Origin of the sequence: Bacillus cereus, assembly GCF_002561295.1 — a bacterium.
GTDB classification, from domain to species: Bacteria; Bacillota; Bacilli; order Bacillales; family Bacillaceae_G; genus Bacillus_A; species Bacillus_A cereus_S.
Map to the genome: position 1 here is coordinate 85,398 of NZ_NTUG01000030.1, position 18,133 is coordinate 103,530.

An 18,133-nucleotide genomic window follows, 5' to 3' on the forward strand; every position below is an offset into this window, starting at 1 on the left:
AAGTTGCGTGGACAATGGGGCTATATTGCAATCTCGTTTGTTATGGGGATTGCAATCGCCTGTTCCTCGTTTCAGTTGTGGTCTGCTAGTGCGTTTGGTTGTTATATTTTATTTTGTATATATCGTACTTCGCGTCAAGTCCTCTTTTTTTGTATGGCAATATGCGTTGGTAGTTACTTTTATACCTCATATGTTGAATGGGAAAATCAACCTCCTGAAGAATTAAACTTTGAAGTGACAGAAGGTGTGATTCAAACAACTCCTCTTATAAATGGTGATCGGCTCTCCTTTCAAATAAAAATCAATGATGAGGATATGTTGCAATTCGTGTATAAAATTCAAACGGTGGAGCAAAAAGAACAGTTGCGAAAATTACATATTGGTATGACTTGTGCGTTTCAAGGGGAAATGAAAGTGCCGCCAGAAGCACGGAATTTTCATGGTTTTGACTATCGTGACTATTTACATAAACAAAGGATTCATTTTATATTTGAAGCGACAGAGCTTTCAAATTGTACGCAGCATTCTTTAACGTTCATACAGTGGGTCTTTTTATTGCGCCAAAATGCGGTTTCGAAAGTTGCAGAGATGTTTCCTGAACAATCTGGAGCCTTTATGAACGCATTATTGTTTGGCGATCGGCAACTGATGACATTTGAAGTAGAAGAACAATACCAACAATTTGGTCTCATTCACCTATTGGCGATTTCTGGATCTCACATTGTATTATTAATGGCAATTTGTTATTTTCTTTTACTTAGAATCGGACTGACAAGGGAAATGACGACAATCTTTCTTGTCGTTTGTATTCCGCTTTATATGTTTTTAGCAGGAGCGTCTCCATCCGTCATAAGAGCTTCTGTAACAGGTGTTATGTTATTGCTAGCACTTATGCATACTATTCGTATTTCGAGTTTAGATGCGCTTAGTACGACGGCTATACTGATGCTTATATATGATCCTTATATGGTCTTTGATATTGGATTTCAATTTTCCTTTATTGGTAGTTTTGCGCTTTTGTTATCGTCCAAGCGCCTTTTGCATCATGACAATGGTATCATTCGAAATACAATCTATCTTTCTATTATTTCGCAACTTGCTAGTACACCAATTCTGTTCTATCATTTTGGGTACTTTTCTCCTTATAGCATTTTCCTCAATCTTATCTATGTTCCGTTTCTATCTTGTATTGTGCTTCCCTGTAGTATTGTTATTTTTCTTTGTGCGTTATTTGTCCCCTTTGTATCGACATGGTTGGCGCATGGATTATCAGTATGTTTAATATTTTCTAATGAGATCCTTCAGTATTGTGAAAATCTACCGTTTATTCGCCTTATTTTTGGACAAGCATCTCTATTCCTCGTTGTCTTATATAGCTTTAGTATTACTGGTATATTTGTGGCGTGGGAAAGAACAGCCAAAAAATGTATGTTGTCCATAGCTGTCGGATTTTTTCTCTTTATATGTATTGGTCATTATGTTTCACCTTATTTTCGTGCGAGTGGAAGTGTGACTTTTATTGATGTTGGACAAGGGGATGCAATTTTGATTCGCCTTCCGTATGACAAAGGGATTTATCTCATTGATACTGGGGGAACAATTCCTATAAAAAAGGAAGCATGGCAGAAGAAAAAACATGAATTTTCTGTTGGACACGATATTCTCCTACCGTTTTTACAAAAAGAAGGTATTCGAAAAATTGATAAGTTGATTGTGACGCATGGTGATACAGATCATATGGGAGCGGCAAAAGAATTGCTATCCGCCATTGTGATAGAGGAGATTGTATTTGGAAAGAAACGAGAAGATACTGTACTTGAAAAAGAATTGAGACAAATTGCAAAACAAAAAAATATAAAGGTAAATTTTGTGGAAGAAGGGGTTAGATGGAGAATAAACGAAGCGGTGTTTGAGGTGCTATCACCAAGGGGAGAGGAGGGGAACGATAACGATTCATCTATCGTATTATGGGCCAAGCTAGGCGGTTTGACTTGGCTGTTTACTGGGGATTTAGAAGAAAAAGGTGAACAGCGAATCATAAAGCAGTACCCAGAGTTACGAGCAGATATTTTGAAAGTTGGACATCATGGTAGTAAGACGTCGTCTTCATCTGCCTTCTTACACCTTATTCAGCCTCAAAAGGCCATTATTTCAGCTGGAGAGCGTAATCGATATGGGCATCCACATCAGGGAGTGTTAGAACGTTTGTTGGAACTTGAAATTGAAATATGGCGAACTGACAAGCAAGGTGCTATTTTCTACGATTTTGAAGGTGAAAAGGGAACATTTCGAAGTAAACTCACATATGATGAAGCACAGTAAAATAAAAAAGAAAGGCCGCGAGCAGCGACCTTTAGGAACCGATAAATTTAATAATTGTTGCAATAATAAAAAGCGTTGCGAAAAAACCAAATGAGACGATAAAACCTACCCCTGAGTCAATAGCGTCATTGCGTTTACTTTGAACGTTTTGTTCAAATTCATTCATTTAGAATCCCTCCCCAACATTCCATTTTAGTATAAGATATTGTCAGAAAAAAATCTACAATTTCCATATGAAGATAAATAAAGGAGATATGTGTATAAGTAGGGGCTAAATCTTATGTGAGTAGAAGATAAAAAATTGATTTCCAAGCATGTTAACAGTTAACAATTATACTTATCCAGTCGTTGTAAATAATAACGGCAAGGTGGTTACCGCACACCGATAAGAATCCCGGGGCTTATTGCGTGGCGTTTTATATAGATAAAGGGACGGGTTGTTTAAGCCTGTTCCTTTGTACTTGTAAAACGAAAGGTAGCACATTAGTATAGAGATATATTGCCAAGTTAGGGAGTAGGAAAAAGTATGAGTGATATACATAAGAAAATTAAAAAGAAACAGTTTGCACCGCTTTATTTAATATATGGAACGGAAGCTTACTTTATAAATGAAACGATAAAGCTTATTACAACGGAAGCGTTAGCTGAGGAAGATCGTGAGTTTAACGTTGTAACGTATGACTTAGAAGAAGCGTATTTGGAAGAGGTAATAGAAGATGCACGAACGCTTCCATTCTTTGGGGAACGTAAAATTTTATTAATTAAATCTCCGTTGTTTTTGACATCACAAAAAGAAAAATTAGAACAAAATATAAAGATTTTAGAGGAGTACATTGCAGAGCCTTCTCCGTTTACAATTGTTGTATTTGTAGCCCCTTATGAAAAACTAGATGAGAGGAAAAAAATCACAAAGTTATTAAAGAAGACAGCAGATGTGGTAGAAGCGAATGAAATGCAAGTGCAGGACGTTCGTAAATGGGTTGTGGCCCGCGCAGAAGAAGTGCATGTACATATTGAGGAAATGGCTATTAACCTATTGTTAGAGCTTGTAGGAAGCAATGTAACGATGTTAGCGAAAGAAATGGATAAGTTAACCCTTTATGTTGGAATGGGGGGAGAAGTTACAACGAAGCTTGTGGCGGAACTTGTACCCAAATCTGTTGAACAAAATGTGTTTGCATTAACAGAAAAAGTAGTGAAAAAAGATATTGCTGGCGCTATGCAAATTTTAGATGGATTATTTACGCAGCAAGAGGAGCCGATAAAATTATTAGCATTATTAGTGAGTCAATTCCGCCTGCTCAACCAAGTAAAAGAACTGCAACAACGGGGGTATGGGCAAAATCAAATCGCTTCGCATATTGGTGTCCATCCATATAGGGTAAAATTGGCGATGAATCAAACGAAGTTTTTCTCATTTGAAGAATTGAAAAAAGTTATTTTAGAGTTAGCTGAAGCGGACTACAGTATGAAAACGGGGAAAATGGATAAAAAACTCGTCTTAGAGTTTTTCTTAATGCGTTTAAACCATATTTGATAAAGTGAAACTTTAATCAGTGAGGGGTATCCCCGCTGATTATTTGCTGAACCAATCGGGATTTTATAGGCGATTGCCTCTATCTAACTTCTTTTTGGTTACTGAATTTTGAGGTTAGGGGTTTTACTGCTAGTTAAGGTGGGTACAATAAAAGTAGAGGTAAATTGTTTAGAATTACAGGGCATTGGAGAGCTGGACTGAGGAACGTTTTTAGCTGAAAATGTCATAGCTGAATAAAATAAAAAGTTCATGCCGTTTACTGCATGAACTTTTTTCGTATATAAAAAAACGACCCAAAAGGATCGTTTTTAAACGTCTTACGCGTTTACTTGTTTAGCTAAGCGAGACTTTTGACGAGCTGCAGCGTTTTGGTGGATAAGACCTTTACGAGCTGCTTTGTCAAGTTTTTTAGAAGCAGTTTTGAAAGCTTCTTTAGCATTTTCAAGATCGTTATTAGTAACTAAAGCTTCTACAGTTTTAACAGCTGTACGCATGTCAGACTTGATAGAAGCGTTATGTGCACGACGCTCTTCGCTAAGTTTAGCGCGTTTGATAGCAGATTTGATGTTTGCCATACTTTTCACCTCCCTGGTGCGATCGAGTGACTCGATACTTACATAGAACAAGTGATATTCTATCAAACGGAGAAGAGAATTGCAATAGCGAGATCGATGAAATTTCATGTAAAGGAAAGAATGACCCTATATAATTTTGGGGAATCTAACTATATTTACTATGAATTGCGGAGGAGATAGGATGAAAGAACCATTAGATTTAAGTAAATATAGTGTTAGAACAGACCTTGCAGTAGAAGCACATCAAATGTTACAAGAACGTCAAAAAGAACAGACAGGAATTCAAGGTGTTGTTGTAAAAGAGCGTGAAGAAGAAGGGATTACGATTACGAAAGTGATAATCGATGAAATTGCTTCTGAATCAATGGGTAAAAAACCTGGGAATTATTTAACGCTTGAAGTACAAGGGATTCGTCAGCAAGATACAGAATTGCAACAAAAAGTAGAGCGTATTTTTGCAAAAGAATTCTCTTATTTATTAGAAGAAATTGGAATATCTAAAGAGGCAAGCTGTTTAATCGTCGGATTAGGGAATTGGAATGTCACACCAGATGCGCTTGGTCCAATTGTTGTAGAAAATGTGCTTGTGACGCGTCATCTCTTTAAATTACAGCCTGAAAGTGTAGAAGATGGATATCGTCCTGTTAGTGCAATTCGTCCAGGGGTAATGGGGATTACAGGGATCGAAACGAGCGATGTCATTTATGGCATCATTGAAAAGACAAAACCTGACTTTGTAATTGCGATTGATGCACTTGCTGCTAGATCTATTGAACGAGTAAATAGTACAATACAGATTTCAGATACGGGAATTCATCCTGGATCAGGTGTAGGAAATAAACGGAAAGAATTGAGCAAAGAAACGCTCGGAATACCTGTGATTGCAATAGGAGTTCCGACGGTTGTAGATGCTGTTTCGATTACGAGTGATACAATTGATTTTATTTTAAAGCATTTTGGGCGTGAAATGAGAGAAGGCGATAAACCGTCTCGCTCTTTATTGCCAGCTGGTTTTACATTTGGAGAAAAGAAAAAATTAACAGAGGAAGATATGCCGGATGAAAAAAGCCGCAATATGTTCTTAGGGGCAGTAGGTACATTAGCAGATGAAGAAAAGCGAAAATTAATATATGAAGTGTTAGCCCCTCTTGGTCATAATTTAATGGTAACGCCGAAAGAAGTCGATGCATTTATTGAAGACATGGCTAATGTAATAGCAAGCGGCTTAAATGCAGCGCTTCATCATCAAATTGATCAAGATAATACAGGTGCATATACACATTGATGAGAAGGGACGGACTAAGGTGAGTCGGTTTACGCTTCAATGTATAAGCTGTGTTGTTCTGTTTCTTTTTTTTCTGTTAATCGGATTTGGAATCGTTAATCATGGTTTAAAAAGCATGAAAGGCTATCGACAGCCAACATATGAACAAATTGCTCAGATGACAGGGACGGGGAGCAAAAATGTTGACCTAGAAGTTTTAGGGGATATATTTTCGGCGTATGAAAAACAAAAACAGTTAGAAAGTCTTAGAAGTTTTAATGTTGTAGAGGGAATGGGGATTGGAATTACAGCATTCACTCGAAATTTCGCTAAGTTTACTACAGATATAGTAATTGGAAAAATAAAAGATATTTTTAACCAATTGGGAAAATAAAAAAGGGGGTTGTCTTATTATTTTGTAAGGCAACCATTTTTTTGTTGCAAAAAGGTTTGTCTCTCAAGCTTTGCTCGCATAAGATAAAGAGAGGAAGATTTGTCTTATAAGCAGCGCGAGTTTTCATTGAATCTTTGCTGCTCTATTGATATAATCAGTGCTAGTGTATATTGGCGAGACTATTAGGAGTTGAGAACATAGATGAATAAAGAAGAAAGAGCAAAAAGGCAGTCTAACATTCGTAATTTCTCCATCATTGCTCACATTGACCACGGAAAGTCAACGTTAGCAGACCGTATTTTGGAGAAAACAAACGCTTTAACACAACGGGAAATGAAAGCTCAATTACTTGACTCTATGGATTTAGAGCGTGAGCGTGGCATTACAATTAAATTAAATGCAGTTCAATTAAAGTACACAGCAAAAAATGGAGAAGAATATACGCTTCACTTAATCGATACACCAGGACATGTCGACTTTACGTACGAAGTATCTCGTAGTTTAGCGGCTTGTGAAGGTGCAATTCTTGTTGTTGATGCAGCGCAAGGTATTGAAGCGCAAACGTTAGCGAACGTATATTTAGCGCTTGATAATAATTTAGAGATTTTACCGGTTATTAATAAAATCGATTTGCCAAGTGCTGATCCAGAGCGCGTTCGTCAAGAAGTAGAAGATGTAATTGGTTTAGATGCATCAGAAGCTGTACTTGCTTCTGCCAAAGCTGGCATCGGTATTGAAGACATTTTAGAACAAATCGTTGAAAAAGTACCAGCTCCAGAAGGTGACCCAGAAGGGCCACTTCAATGTATGATTTTTGACTCTTTATATGACCCATACCGCGGAGTAATCGCATATATCCGTGTTGTAAACGGGACAGTAAAAGTTGGCGATAAAGTACGCATGATGGCAACTGGTAAAGAATTTGAGGTAACAGAAGTAGGTGTATTCACACCGAAAACAACGCAACGTGAAGAGTTAACGGTAGGTGATGTAGGATTCTTGGCAGCATCTATTAAAAATGTAGGAGACACGCGAGTTGGTGATACAATCACACATGCGAAACGTCCAGCGGCAGAGCCATTACCAGGTTATCGTAAATTAAATCCAATGGTATTCTGTGGTTTATATCCAATCGATTCCGCACGTTATAACGATTTACGTGATGCATTAGAAAAACTTGAATTGAATGATTCTGCTCTTGAATTTGAGCCAGAAACATCACAAGCATTAGGATTCGGTTTCCGCTGTGGATTCTTAGGTTTACTTCACATGGAAATTATTCAAGAACGTATTGAACGAGAATTCAAGATTGACCTAATTACAACAGCGCCAAGCGTTATTTACAAAGTGTATTTAACGAATGGAGAAGATATGATTGTAGATAATCCATCTAACATGCCAGACCCTCAAACAATCGATCGCGTGGAGGAACCGTTTGTAAAAGCAACAATTATGGTTCCGAATGATTACGTTGGGGCTGTAATGGAAATTTGCCAAGGGAAACGTGGTACATTCCTTGATATGCAATACTTAGATGAAACACGTGTTACGTTAACATATGAGATCCCGCTTTCTGAAATCGTATACGACTTCTTTGATCAATTGAAGTCTAATACGAAAGGGTATGCGTCATTTGATTACGAGCTAATCGGTTACAAACCGTCTAGACTTGTGAAGATGGATATTTTATTAAATAATGAACAAGTCGATGCTTTATCATTCATTGTACATCGTGATTCAGCTTATGATCGTGGTAAAGTAATTGTAGAAAAATTAAAAGAATTAATTCCAAGACAACAATTCGAAGTGCCAATTCAGGCGACAATTGGAAATAAAGTTGTAGCGCGTTCTACAATTAAAGCAATGCGTAAAAACGTACTTGCAAAATGTTACGGTGGTGACATTTCGCGTAAACGTAAACTTCTTGATAAACAAAAAGAAGGTAAAAAACGTATGAAGTCTGTTGGTTCTGTAGAAGTACCACAAGAAGCATTCATGGCTGTATTAAAAATGGATGATAACTAATAAAAAAGAAGCCGTTTGTGCGGCTTCTTTTTGTACGTAGGAGTACTTTTTTAGACATCTTTGCATCTCTCCTTTACAATGAGGAGGATGCTTTTTATTGTAAGGAACAACAGTAACCATGGATACAAAGTTAGGAGACTATTGATGTCTGAAAATATTAGAAAAGATATTCAAGAAAAAATACAAAATGGAGATTTTAATTGTGAAAAGGAACTGACACTTTCGATTATCAGTGGGAAGTGGAAAGTTGTGATTTTATGGCATTTAGGGGTTGAAGGACCGCACCGTTTTAGCGAATTACAACGATTGTTCCCTAATATTTCTCATAAAGTTTTATCGAATCAACTGAAAGAATTAGCTGAAGATGGAATCATTGGCCGGACAGTATATCCAGAAGTACCTCCTCGTGTAGAGTACTTTATGACAGAACTTGGTATGACGCTTTTACCAATCGTTGAAATGATGTATGATTGGGGAAAAATGCGAATGGAACAAATTCGTAACACGTTACAGAAGTAAAGAAGCCTCCGAAGTGCGGAGGTTTTCTTTTTAGAAAGGTAGGAGTATATTTTGGTACAAGCAGCATATATTCATATTCCATTTTGTCAACATATTTGTCACTATTGTGATTTTAATAAAGTATTTATTGAACGCCAGCCTGTTGTTCAATATTTGGAGTATTTAGAAAAAGAAATAATAAATACGGTGCAAAAGGTACCGTTTGAAAATATGAAAACAATTTTTGTTGGGGGCGGGACACCGACGGCATTAAATATGGAGCAGACGAAAAAACTTCTTGATATTATTAATCGCCGTTTACGCCCGTTCGCTCCAAATTGTGAATTAACGTTTGAAGCGAATCCGGGAGATTTACCGAAAGAAAAATTGAACGTTCTATTAGAGGGCGGTGTGAACCGAATTAGTTTTGGCGTGCAAACGTTTCGAGATGAACTGTTAGAGAAGATTGGACGTAAACATACGAGAGAAGATGCGTTTGTAGCAATTCGTGAAGCGCAAGAAGTTGGTTTTAAGAATATTAATGTTGATTTAATTTATGCATTACCAGGACAAACAATTGAAGATGTGAAAGAGACATTAGATATCGCCTTCACACTCGGTGTTCAACATTTCTCTGCGTATTCTTTAATTGTTGAACCGAAAACTGTCTTTTACAATTTAATGAATAAAGGGAAATTAAGGCTTCCTGGTGAAGACCATGAGGCGAAGATGTATGAAATGGTAATGGATGAGATGGAGAAACATGGTTACCATCAGTATGAAATTAGTAACTTCTCAAAAGAAGGCTATGAAAGTAGACATAATCTCACATACTGGAATAATGAACAGTATTATGGTTTTGGAGCTGGTGCTCACAGTTATGTAAATGGAGAGCGAATCCAAAATGTTGGTCCATTGAAACAATATTTTTCTAAAATTGATGAGACGGGGTTCCCTTATCTAGATGTTCATGAAGTGACGAGCAAGGAAAGAATGGAAGAAGAACTATTTTTAGGACTTCGGAAAACAAAGGGTGTGTCCAAACTAGGGTTTCAGAAGAAGTTTGGTGTAGAAATGGATGAAATCTTTGCGAAGCAGTTGTTACAGGGGAAAGAACATGGATTGCTTCAGAACAAAGATGATTATGTTTGTTTGACGAGACAAGGTAAGTTATTAGGGAATGAAGTATTTCAATCATTTTTAATTGATTAATGCAATGTCTAGTGAGTGTGAAAAAGTTTCTCTATTTCGTGACGTTTCCGTTGACAATTCAATGTCAATTTTGGTAAGTTAGTAATAGATTTAGCACTCGGAGATAAAGAGTGCTAACAGAGGTGATGATGAGATGCTTACGGAACGTCAGCTCTTAATTTTACAAACAATTATTGATGACTTTATTGGGTCAGCGCAGCCTGTTGGATCAAGAACATTGGCTAAAAAGGATGAAATTACATTTAGTTCAGCTACCATTCGAAATGAAATGGCAGATTTAGAAGAATTAGGATTTATTGAAAAAACGCACAGTTCTTCTGGACGGGTTCCATCAGAAAAAGGGTATCGATTTTATGTGGATCATCTTTTAGCGCCACAGAACTTGCCAAATGAGGAGATTGTGCAGATTAAAGATTTATTTGCTGAAAGAATTTTTGAAGCGGAAAAGGTTGCCCAGCAATCAGCTCAAATTTTATCAGAACTCACAAATTATACGGCTATAGTTCTTGGGCCGAAAATGAGTGCAAATAAACTTAAAAATGTACAAATTGTTCCGCTGGATCACCAAACAGCAGTCGCGATTATTGTAACGGATACAGGGCATGTACAAAGCAAAACGATTACCGTTCCGGAATCTGTTGATTTATCAGATTTAGAAAAGATGGTTAATATTTTAAATGAAAAGCTATCTGGTGTACCGATGGCAGAATTACACAATAAAATTTTAAAAGAGATTGTGACAGTTCTCCGTGGATATGTCCATAATTATGATAGCGCAATAAAAATATTAGATGGTACATTTCAAGTGCCTTTATCAGAAAAGATATACTTTGGCGGGAAAGCTAATATGCTTTCGCAGCCGGAGTTTCATGATATTCAAAAGGTACGTTCCTTGCTGACGATGATTGATAATGAAGCCGCGTTTTATGATATTTTGCGTCATAAACAAGTCGGTATTCAAGTGAAAATCGGTCGAGAAAATTCTTCGACTGCTATGGAAGATTGTAGTTTAATTTCTGCAACGTATTCTATTGGGGAAGAACAGCTTGGAACAATTGCAATCCTAGGCCCAACGAGAATGCAATATTCTCGTGTAATTAGTTTGTTACAATTGTTTACAAGACAATTTACAGATGGTTTAAACGGAGTGCATAAATCAAAATAATAAATTCGCTCGAGTAATGAATAGGATCATTGCTGGTGTGTAACATAAAATTTATGCTTGGATGCTCATGCCTAGCGTGAGCTCTAGTTCCTTTTAAGGAGGTGAAAGTTGTGGAAGAGCGTAACGAACAAGTAGTTGAAGAAGCGAAAGAAACGCAAACTGAGGAGTCTATTACAGTAGAAAATAATGAAGAAACTGTAGTAGAAGAAAAAAGTGAAGCGGCTCTTTTACAAGAAAAGGTAGATGAATTGCAAGCGAAACTGACGGAAGCGGAAGGTCGTACATTGCGTCTACAAGCTGATTTTGAAAATCATAAGCGCCGTGTTCAAATGGATAAACAGGCTGCTGAAAAATATAGAGCACAAAGTCTTGTTTCAGATATTTTGCCAGCTCTTGATAACTTTGAAAGAGCGATGCAAGTGGAAGCAACTGACGAGCAAATGAAGTCCTTATTACAAGGTATGGAAATGGTGTATCGTCAATTGTTAGAAGCAATGACAAAAGAAGGTGTTGAAGCGATTGAAGCTGTTGGTAAACAGTTTGATCCTCATGAACACCAAGCTGTTATGCAAGTAGAAGACAGTGAGTTTGAATCAAATACGGTTGTGGAAGAATTCCAAAAAGGTTATAAACTAAAAGACCGTGTGATTCGCCCATCAATGGTAAAAGTAAATCAATAATTTACATAAAAGTAGGAGGATTCGCCATGAGTAAAATTATCGGTATTGACTTAGGTACAACAAACTCTTGTGTAGCTGTTATGGAAGGTGGAGAACCAAAGGTTATCCCAAATCCAGAAGGAAACCGTACAACACCTTCTGTTGTAGCTTTCAAAAATGAAGAGCGTCAAGTAGGGGAAGTTGCAAAACGTCAAGCAATTACAAACCCAAATACAATTATGTCTGTTAAACGCCATATGGGTACAGACTACAAAGTAGAAGTTGAGGGTAAAGATTACACGCCTCAAGAGATTTCTGCAATCATTTTACAAAACTTAAAAGCTTCTGCTGAAGCGTATTTAGGTGAAACAGTAACGAAAGCTGTTATTACAGTTCCAGCATACTTCAACGATGCAGAGCGCCAAGCAACAAAAGACGCTGGTCGCATTGCTGGTTTAGAAGTAGAACGTATTATTAACGAACCAACGGCAGCAGCACTTGCTTACGGTTTAGAAAAACAAGATGAAGAACAAAAAATTCTAGTATACGACTTAGGTGGCGGTACATTTGACGTATCTATCCTTGAGTTAGCAGACGGAACATTTGAAGTTATTTCAACTGCTGGTGACAACCGTCTTGGTGGAGATGACTTTGACCAAGTTATCATCGATCATTTAGTAGCTGAATTCAAAAAAGAAAACAACATTGACTTAAGTCAAGATAAAATGGCACTTCAACGTCTGAAAGATGCAGCTGAAAAAGCGAAAAAAGATCTTTCGGGTGTAACGCAAACACAAATTTCATTACCGTTCATTAGTGCTGGAGCTGCGGGTCCATTACACTTAGAATTAAACTTAACAAGAGCGAAATTCGAAGAGCTTTCAGCTAATCTTGTTGAAAGAACATTAGAGCCAACTCGTCGTGCATTAAAAGACGCTGGTTTTGCTCCAAGCGAATTAGATAAAGTTATCCTTGTTGGTGGTTCTACTCGTATCCCTGCTGTACAAGAAGCAATTAAACGTGAAACTGGTAAAGAGCCATATAAAGGTGTAAACCCTGATGAAGTTGTAGCATTAGGTGCTGCAGTTCAAGGGGGCGTACTTACTGGTGATGTAGAAGGCGTTCTATTATTAGATGTAACTCCACTTTCTTTAGGTATTGAAACTATGGGTGGCGTATTCACAAAGTTAATCGAGCGTAACACTACAATTCCAACAAGTAAATCACAAGTATTCTCAACAGCTGCTGATAACCAGCCTGCAGTAGACATTCACGTATTACAAGGTGAGCGTCCAATGTCAGCTGATAACAAAACATTAGGTCGTTTCCAATTAACAGACCTTCCGCCAGCACCACGCGGTATTCCGCAAATCGAAGTAACATTCGATATCGATGCGAACGGTATTGTTAACGTACGTGCGAAAGACTTAGGAACAAGCAAAGAGCAAGCTATTACAATCCAATCTTCTTCAGGTCTTTCTGATGAAGAAGTAAATCGTATGGTACAAGAAGCAGAAGCAAATGCTGATGCTGACCAAAAACGTAAGGAAGAAGTTGAACTTCGTAACGAAGCTGACCAACTTGTATTCCAAACAGACAAAGTTGTAAAAGATTTAGAAGGTAAAGTAGATGCGGCTGAAGTAGCGAAAGCAACAGAAGCGAAAGAAGCATTACAAGCGGCAATCGAGAAAAATGAACTTGATGAAATCCGTGCGAAAAAAGATGCTCTTCAAGAAATCGTACAACAATTAACTGTTAAACTATATGAGCAAGCTCAAGCGGCTGCAGGGCAAGCGGAAGGTGCACAAGGAGCACAAGACGCTGGCGCGAAAAAAGACAATGTAGTTGACGCTGAGTTTGAAGAAGTAAAAGAAGACAAGTAATACAGTAAAATATAATAAGTAAGATGACAAAAAGTCAAAGTCAAGCGTGCCTTGGCTTTGGCTTTTTTCACGAATAAGAAAAAAATGGTTATTTGTGTTAAGACATTCTTAATAAGGTCTTAAGTTTTAGGCTTTGCATATTGTAAGTGAGGAAACTTTGTTGCAAAGCACTTTCTTTCGGTGTTAAAATTACGTTTATGTGAAAGATTCGGGGGTTACAAATTTATGAATAAACGAGACTATTATGAGGTGCTTGGACTTAGCAAAGGCGCTTCTAAAGATGAAATTAAAAAAGCGTATCGTCGTTTGGCTAAAAAGTACCATCCAGACGTAAGTAAAGAAGAAAATGCAATTGAAAAGTTTAAAGAAGTACAAGAAGCATATGAAGTATTAAGTGATGATCAAAAACGTGCGCAGTACGATCAGTTTGGTCATGCGGATCCAAATCAAGGTTTTGGCGGTTTCGGCGGTGGAGACTTTGGTGGTGGATTCGGATTTGAAGACATCTTTAGCTCATTCTTTGGCGGAGGTGGCGGTAGACGCCGTGATCCAAATGCGCCACGCCAAGGTGCTGACTTGCAATATCAAGTTACTTTAGACTTTGAAGAGGCGATTTTTGGTAAGGAATTAAATGTTGAAATTCCAGTAGAAGACCCTTGTGATACATGTCATGGCAGTGGAGCGAAACCAGGAACTTCAAAAGAAACATGTAAACATTGTTCAGGAACAGGTCAAGTGAGTGTAGAACAAAATACACCATTTGGTCGTATTGTAAATCGTCAAGCATGTAAACATTGTTCAGGAACAGGCCAAATGATTAAAGAGAAATGTACAACATGTCATGGCTCCGGAAAAGTACGTAAGCGCAAAAAAATCAACGTTAAAATTCCAGCAGGTATTGATAATGGTCAACAAATTCGTGTGTCTGGTAAAGGCGAAGCGGGTGTGAATGGTGGCCCGGCTGGGGACTTATATGTTGTTGTTCATGTAAGAAATCATGAATTCTTTGAGCGTGATGGGGATCATATTATTTGTGAAATGCCATTAACATTTGCGCAAGTCGCACTTGGTGCTGAAGTAGAAGTTCCAACTGTTCATGGGAAAGTAAAACTAAAAATTCCAGCAGGGACACAAACTGGAACGGAATTCCGTTTAAAAGGAAAAGGAGCTCCAAATGTACGCGGATATGGTCAAGGTGATCAATACGTAGTCGTTCGTGTTGTTGTACCGACGAAACTAACATCGCATCAAAAAGAATTATTGCGTGAATTTGCAGGACAAGAAGATCAAGATGATAGCTTATTCGGAAAGCTTAAACGAGCTTTCAAAGGGGAATAATGGAAATAAAAAATGGAGTTGGTAAATTGTGAAATGGTCAGAAATTAGTATTCATACAACAGAGGAAGCTGTAGAAGCTGTCTCTCATATTTTACACGAAGCAGGTGCTAGTGGTGTAGCCATTGAAGACCCGGCAGAGTTAACAAAAGAGCGGGAGCAACAATATGGTGAAATTTATGCGCTCAATCCAGCTGAATATCCAGAGGATGGCGTGTTAATAAAAGCATACTTCCCGCAAACGGATTCTTTACATGAAACGGTTGCAAGTGTAAAATCATCTATTGATGTACTTCCATCTTTCGACATCGAAATTGGTACAGGAAATATTACGATTAATGAAGTCGATGAGGAAGATTGGGCGACTGCTTGGAAAAAATATTATCATCCAGTTCAAATTTCTGATACATTCACAATTGTGCCAACATGGGAAGAATATACACCTGCTTCTCCAAATGAAAAAATTATTGAGTTAGATCCAGGTATGGCGTTTGGTACAGGGACGCATCCAACAACAACGATGTGCATCCGTGCGTTAGAAAAAACGGTTCAGCCAGGTAATACAGTCATTGATGTTGGAACAGGTTCTGGTGTATTAAGTATTGCTGCAGCTAAATTAGGTGCAGCATCTGTTCAGGCATACGACCTAGATCCAGTTGCAGTTGAAAGTGCAGAGATAAATGTTCGTTTAAATAAAACGGACGATGTTGTATCTGTAGGACAAAATAGTTTGTTAGAAGGTATTGAAGGTCCGGTAGATTTGATTGTAGCAAATTTACTTGCGGAAATAATCCTTTTATTCCCTGAAGATGCGGCGCGAGTTGTAAAACAGGGTGGACTATTTATTACATCTGGTATTATTGCAGCAAAAGAAAAAACGATTTCTGAAGCTCTAGAAAAAGCTGGATTTACAATTGAAGAAGTGTTAAAAATGGAAGATTGGGTAGCAATCATTGCACGAAATGCGTAATATATAATTTATGTTTATAATGAACGTAGGAGTCTCTCGCTATAAAGGTGAGGGACTTGCCGTTTGTTATATTAAAATGATAACGTTTCGTTCTTTTCGTAAGTATGGACTTACGAAAGGAACGAAACCTTGCTAAGGTGATGAGATGCAACGTTATTTTGTAGAAGAGAAGTATGTAAATGATGCAAGTATTCGTATTGTAGGTGATGATGTACACCATATCGCAAGAGTGATGCGCATGTCAGCTGGTGATCACATTTATTGTTGTGTTAACGGGAAAACAGCAATGTGTACAATTGATGAAATTACCAGTGAATTTGTGGATAGTACTATTGTAGAATGGGTAGAGGCGTCAAGCGAACTGCCAGTGTTTGTGACGATTGCAAGTGGACTGCCGAAAGGAGACAAGCTTGAGTTGATTTTTCAAAAAGGAACTGAGCTTGGGGCAGCTGCGTTTTTACCATTTCAAGCATCTCGTTCTATCGTTAAATGGGATGCGAAAAAAGCAGATAAAAAAGTTGAGCGTTTGAAAAAAATTGTGAAAGAAGCGGCGGAACAATCGCATAGAAGTGAAATTCCGGATGTACATGCTCCAGCATCATTTAAACAATTGCTTGCGATGAGCAGTGATTATGATGTTTGTCTTGTGGCGTATGAAGAGGAAGCAAAGCAAGGTGAAAAAGCTAATTTTGCGAAGGCTTTAACGACACTTGAACACGGCCAAAAACTATTGATTGTATTTGGCCCGGAAGGTGGATTGTCTGAAGATGAAATTTCCGCACTTCGAGAATATAAATTTTTACCATGTAGTTTAGGACCAAGGATTTTAAGAACAGAAACGGCACCGCTATATGCATTAAGTGCTGCTTCTTATCATTTTGAATTGATGGGGTGATGATCAATGGCAACTGTTGCGTTCCATACGTTAGGTTGTAAAGTAAACCACTATGAGACAGAAGCAATTTGGCAATTGTTTAAACAAGGTGGCTATGAAAGAACTGAATATGAAAAGAAAGCTGATGTGTATGTAATCAATACATGTACAGTAACAAATACTGGAGATAAAAAAAGCCGTCAAGTTATCAGACGTGCTGTACGTCAAAATCCAGACGCTGTTATCTGTGTAACGGGATGTTACGCACAAACATCTCCAGCAGAAATCATGGCAATCCCAGGTGTGGATATTGTTGTTGGTACGCAAGATCGTGAGAAAATGCTAGGGTATATCGAAGAGTTCCGTAAAGAACGTCAGCCGATTAATGCTGTTCGTAACATTATGAAAACACGTGTATATGAAGAATTAGATGTACCTTATTTCACTGATCGCACACGTGCATCTTTAAAAATACAAGAAGGTTGCAATAACTTTTGTACATTCTGTATTATTCCTTGGGCACGTGGTTTGATGCGCTCTCGTGATGGAAAAGAAGTTATCCATCAAGCGCAACAATTAGTTGATGCAGGATATAAAGAAATTGTTTTAACAGGTATTCATACAGGTGGGTATGGAGAAGACATAAAAGACTACAATTTAGCTGGGTTACTTCGTGATATGGAAGCAGAAGTAAGTGGTTTGAAACGCCTTCGTATTTCTTCGATTGAAGCGAGTCAAATTTCAGACGAAGTAATTGAAGTATTAGATAAATCTGAAGTAGTTGTGCGTCACTTGCACATTCCGTTGCAATCAGGATCTAACACTGTATTAAAACGTATGCGCCGTAAATATACGATGGAATTTTTCCAAGAGCGTTTAGATCGTTTGAAAGAGGCATTGCCAGGTCTTGCGATTACATCAGACGTAATTGTTGGTTTCCCGGGTGAAACGGAAGAAGAATTTATGGAAACATACAATTTCATTAAAGAAAACCGTTTCTCTGAACTGCACGTTTTCCCTTATTCAAAACGAACAGGTACACCTGCAGCTCGTATGGAGGATCAAATTCCTGAAGAAGTAAAAAATGATCGTGTACACCGTTTAATTGAATTATCAAATCAATTAGCGAAAGAATATGCTTCTCAATTTGAAGGAGAAGTTCTTGAAATTATTCCAGAAGAACCTTTCAAAGACGGCGATCGTGAAGGGCTATATGTAGGTTATACAGATAACTACTTAAAAGTTGTATTTGAAGGATCTGAAGAATTAATTGGTAAACTAGTCAAAGTGAAAATTACAAAAGCTGGATACCCATATAACGAAGCGCAATTTGTTCGTGTTCTTGAAGACGATGTGAAGAAAGAATCAGCAAGCGCGTAACGTAATAGGAAAGCATGTAAACGAAAAGGGTTTGCATGCT

16 protein-coding genes are annotated in these 18,133 nt (G+C 37.8%); 14 read left to right on the forward strand and 2 right to left on the reverse strand.

From position 1 onward, the window contains the following. The first annotated feature begins 3 nt into the window (after positions 1 to 3). Positions 4 to 2,322, forward strand: coding sequence for a DNA internalization-related competence protein ComEC/Rec2 (locus CN373_RS16930; RefSeq protein WP_098359768.1), 2,319 nt, complete (start codon positions 4 to 6; stop codon positions 2,320 to 2,322). Positions 2,323 to 2,353: 31 nt separating this feature from the next. Here the strand turns inward: CN373_RS16930 and CN373_RS16935 are convergent, their stop codons facing one another. Then, positions 2,354 to 2,488 (reverse strand): YqzM family protein, encoded by a 135-nt coding sequence (locus CN373_RS16935; protein ID WP_001001652.1) that lies wholly within the window; start codon positions 2,486 to 2,488, stop codon positions 2,354 to 2,356. A 360-nt stretch (positions 2,489 to 2,848) separates the two neighbouring features. On the opposite strand from CN373_RS16935, the gene holA reads away from it, so the two are divergent. Continuing rightward, positions 2,849 to 3,859, forward strand: coding sequence for a DNA polymerase III subunit delta (holA, locus tag CN373_RS16940; RefSeq protein WP_098359769.1), 1,011 nt, complete (start codon positions 2,849 to 2,851; stop codon positions 3,857 to 3,859). A gap of 317 nt (positions 3,860 to 4,176) precedes the next feature. On the opposite strand, the gene rpsT is transcribed toward holA, so the two are convergent. Then, positions 4,177 to 4,434, reverse strand: coding sequence for a 30S ribosomal protein S20 (gene rpsT / locus CN373_RS16945; RefSeq protein ID WP_001274013.1), 258 nt, complete (start codon positions 4,432 to 4,434; stop codon positions 4,177 to 4,179). 181 nt (positions 4,435 to 4,615) lie between these two features. Here rpsT and gpr point away from each other — a divergent pair, with 181 nt between their 5' ends. From gpr to mtaB, 12 genes are all read left to right on the forward strand, one after another. Continuing rightward, positions 4,616 to 5,719, forward strand: a complete 1,104-nt coding sequence (gene gpr, locus CN373_RS16950) for a GPR endopeptidase (RefSeq protein ID WP_000662640.1) — start codon at positions 4,616 to 4,618, stop codon at positions 5,717 to 5,719. A 19-nt stretch (positions 5,720 to 5,738) separates the two neighbouring features. Beyond that, positions 5,739 to 6,092: a DUF3679 domain-containing protein gene (locus CN373_RS16955; RefSeq protein WP_000086100.1), complete on the forward strand. Its 354-nt coding sequence runs from the start codon at positions 5,739 to 5,741 to the stop codon at positions 6,090 to 6,092. Positions 6,093 to 6,293: 201 nt separating this feature from the next. Beyond that, the gene (gene lepA, locus CN373_RS16960) at positions 6,294 to 8,117 is read left to right on the forward strand and encodes an elongation factor 4 (protein ID WP_098359770.1); all 1,824 of its coding nucleotides are present in this window, start codon (positions 6,294 to 6,296) and stop codon (positions 8,115 to 8,117) included. 144 nt (positions 8,118 to 8,261) lie between these two features. Beyond that, positions 8,262 to 8,636, forward strand: coding sequence for a winged helix-turn-helix transcriptional regulator (locus CN373_RS16965; protein ID WP_001293544.1), 375 nt, complete (start codon positions 8,262 to 8,264; stop codon positions 8,634 to 8,636). Positions 8,637 to 8,687: 51 nt separating this feature from the next. Further along, positions 8,688 to 9,827: a radical SAM family heme chaperone HemW gene (gene hemW / locus CN373_RS16970; protein ID WP_000249452.1), complete on the forward strand. Its 1,140-nt coding sequence runs from the start codon at positions 8,688 to 8,690 to the stop codon at positions 9,825 to 9,827. A 133-nt stretch (positions 9,828 to 9,960) separates the two neighbouring features. After that, positions 9,961 to 10,992, forward strand: a complete 1,032-nt coding sequence (gene hrcA / locus CN373_RS16975; protein ID WP_098359771.1) for a heat-inducible transcriptional repressor HrcA — start codon at positions 9,961 to 9,963, stop codon at positions 10,990 to 10,992. Between the two features lie 110 nt (positions 10,993 to 11,102). Further along, positions 11,103 to 11,672, forward strand: a complete 570-nt coding sequence (gene grpE / locus CN373_RS16980; protein ID WP_000392704.1) for a nucleotide exchange factor GrpE — start codon at positions 11,103 to 11,105, stop codon at positions 11,670 to 11,672. Between the two features lie 26 nt (positions 11,673 to 11,698). Next, positions 11,699 to 13,534: a chaperone protein DnaK gene (gene dnaK, locus CN373_RS16985; protein ID WP_000034696.1), complete on the forward strand. Its 1,836-nt coding sequence runs from the start codon at positions 11,699 to 11,701 to the stop codon at positions 13,532 to 13,534. 225 nt (positions 13,535 to 13,759) lie between these two features. Next, the gene (dnaJ, locus tag CN373_RS16990) at positions 13,760 to 14,872 is read left to right on the forward strand and encodes a chaperone protein DnaJ (protein WP_001042031.1); all 1,113 of its coding nucleotides are present in this window, start codon (positions 13,760 to 13,762) and stop codon (positions 14,870 to 14,872) included. A gap of 28 nt (positions 14,873 to 14,900) precedes the next feature. Continuing rightward, on the forward strand, positions 14,901 to 15,839 hold the full coding sequence (prmA, locus tag CN373_RS16995) for a 50S ribosomal protein L11 methyltransferase (RefSeq protein ID WP_000872094.1): 939 nt from the start codon (positions 14,901 to 14,903) through the stop codon (positions 15,837 to 15,839). Between the two features lie 145 nt (positions 15,840 to 15,984). Further along, a complete protein-coding gene (locus CN373_RS17000; RefSeq protein WP_001190149.1) occupies positions 15,985 to 16,734 on the forward strand; it encodes a 16S rRNA (uracil(1498)-N(3))-methyltransferase in 750 nt (249 codons plus the stop codon). Between the two features lie 6 nt (positions 16,735 to 16,740). Beyond that, the gene (gene mtaB, locus CN373_RS17005) at positions 16,741 to 18,093 is read left to right on the forward strand and encodes a tRNA (N(6)-L-threonylcarbamoyladenosine(37)-C(2))-methylthiotransferase MtaB (protein ID WP_000246644.1); all 1,353 of its coding nucleotides are present in this window, start codon (positions 16,741 to 16,743) and stop codon (positions 18,091 to 18,093) included. Positions 18,094 to 18,133: the final 40 nt, after the last annotated feature.

Bases quoted from the DNA above. Each gene is read 5' to 3' on its own strand.
- lepA (WP_098359770.1), top strand. From the start codon at position 6,294: ATGAATAAAGAAGAAAGAGCAAAAAGGCAGTCTAACATTCGTAATTTC.
- CN373_RS16965 (WP_001293544.1), top strand. From the start codon at position 8,262: ATGTCTGAAAATATTAGAAAAGATATTCAAGAAAAAATACAAAATGGA.
- CN373_RS17000 (WP_001190149.1), top strand. From the start codon at position 15,985: ATGCAACGTTATTTTGTAGAAGAGAAGTATGTAAATGATGCAAGTATT.
- CN373_RS16935 (WP_001001652.1), bottom strand. From the start codon at position 2,488: ATGAATGAATTTGAACAAAACGTTCAAAGTAAACGCAATGACGCTATT.
- dnaK (WP_000034696.1), top strand. From the start codon at position 11,699: ATGAGTAAAATTATCGGTATTGACTTAGGTACAACAAACTCTTGTGTA.
- dnaJ (WP_001042031.1), top strand. From the start codon at position 13,760: ATGAATAAACGAGACTATTATGAGGTGCTTGGACTTAGCAAAGGCGCT.
- mtaB (WP_000246644.1), top strand. From the start codon at position 16,741: ATGGCAACTGTTGCGTTCCATACGTTAGGTTGTAAAGTAAACCACTAT.
- gpr (WP_000662640.1), top strand. From the start codon at position 4,616: ATGAAAGAACCATTAGATTTAAGTAAATATAGTGTTAGAACAGACCTT.
- holA (WP_098359769.1), top strand. From the start codon at position 2,849: ATGAGTGATATACATAAGAAAATTAAAAAGAAACAGTTTGCACCGCTT.
- rpsT (WP_001274013.1), bottom strand. From the start codon at position 4,434: ATGGCAAACATCAAATCTGCTATCAAACGCGCTAAACTTAGCGAAGAG.
- hrcA (WP_098359771.1), top strand. From the start codon at position 9,961: ATGCTTACGGAACGTCAGCTCTTAATTTTACAAACAATTATTGATGAC.